The sequence below is a fragment of the Paraburkholderia sp. J76 genome (assembly GCF_905220295.1).
Classification (GTDB): Bacteria; Pseudomonadota; Gammaproteobacteria; order Burkholderiales; family Burkholderiaceae; genus Paraburkholderia.
The window spans coordinates 1-1429 of the sequence record NZ_CAJMZJ010000041.1; the positions used below are offsets into that span (position 1 = coordinate 1).

1 protein-coding gene is annotated in these 1429 nt (G+C 62.5%); it reads right to left on the reverse strand.

Translation table 11 applies throughout. The features are described from left to right. Positions 1-7 precede the first annotated feature (7 nt). Positions 8-1429 (reverse strand): hopanoid biosynthesis associated radical SAM protein HpnJ (gene hpnJ / locus U5768_RS31805; RefSeq protein WP_322034286.1); only part of this gene is annotated, 1422 nt, incomplete at its 5' end.

Sequence of the window (1429 nt, forward strand, 5' to 3'; positions counted from 1 at the left end):
CGTTCCATCACGCCTCATGCGCGCGTAGAAAGCGGAAAAACTCCACGCCCTCGCGCAGACGCCGCTTCATCATGTCCCAGCTCGTGAGCATCTCGCGCACGATCTCCCAGATCTTCGAAGGCCGGAAATAGAACTGCCGATAGAACTGCTCCAACTGATGGTAAATGTCCTCGCGCGACAGATGCGCATACCCGATCGCCGCAAGCTGAACCCCCTCCTTGCTCACCAGGTTGATCGTTTTGTTCTCTTCCATCCAGCCGTTTTCCACGGCCTGCCTGTACAGCGTCGTGCCCGGATACGGCGCCGCCAGCGACACCTGAATCGTATGCGGATTGATTTCCTTCGCGTACTCGATCGTCTTCGTGATCGTGTCCCGCGTCTCGCCCGGCAGCCCCAGAATGAAGGTGCCGTGAACCTTGATGCCGAGCTTCCTGCAGTCGGCGCTGAAGCGGCGCGCGAAGTCCGTGCGCACGCCCTTTTTGATGTTCACGAGTATCTGGTCGTCGCCCGACTCGAAACCCACCAGCAGCAGCCGCAGGCCGTTTTCCTTCATGACCTTGAGCGTCGAATACGGCACGTTCGCCTTCGCGTTGCACGACCACGTCACGCCGAGCCGGCCCATGCCGCGCGCGATCGCTTCGGCGCGCGGCGCGTCGTCGGTGAAGGTGTCGTCGTCGAACATGATCTCCTTCACCTCCGGCATGTTCTCGCGAATCCACTTCACCTCTTCGAGCACGTTTTCCACCGACCGCACGCGGTAGCGGTGGCCGCTCACCGTCTGCGGCCACAGGCAGAACGTGCAGCGCGACTTGCAGCCGCGCCCCGTGTAGATCGACACATACGGGTAATTCAGGTAGCCGATGAAGTAATTCCCGATCTTCAGGTCGCGCTTGTAGACGGGCGCGACGAACGGCAGCGAGTCCATGTCCTCGAGCACCGGGCGCGAGGCGTTGTGCTCGATCGAGCCGTCCTGCGCGCGCCACGAGATGCCCTTGACCCCGGCCAGCGGCATGCCTTCGGCGATTTCCTTGCAGGTGAAGTCGAATTCCTCGCGGCAGACAAAGTCGATGGCCCCGGTCGCCGTCAGCGAGTTGTGCGGATCGACCTGCACCTTCGCGCCCACCAGGCCAATGACGATTGAGGGCTTGCGCTTCTTGAGGTCCTCGCAGAAGAGTGCATCGGTCGGAAACGACGGCGTGCTCGTATGGATGATGACGAGGTCGTATCCGGCTGCGATCTTCAGCGTTTCTTCCACGCTCAGGCCGTCGGCCGGCGCGTCGAGCACGCGGCTTTCCGGCACGAGCGCCGCCGGCTGCGCAAGCCAGGTGGGATACCAGAACGAGCGGATCTCGCGCTTTGCCTGGTAGCGCGAGCCCGCGCCGCCGTCGAAGCCGTCATACGATGGGGCCTGCAGAAACAGCGTTTTCAT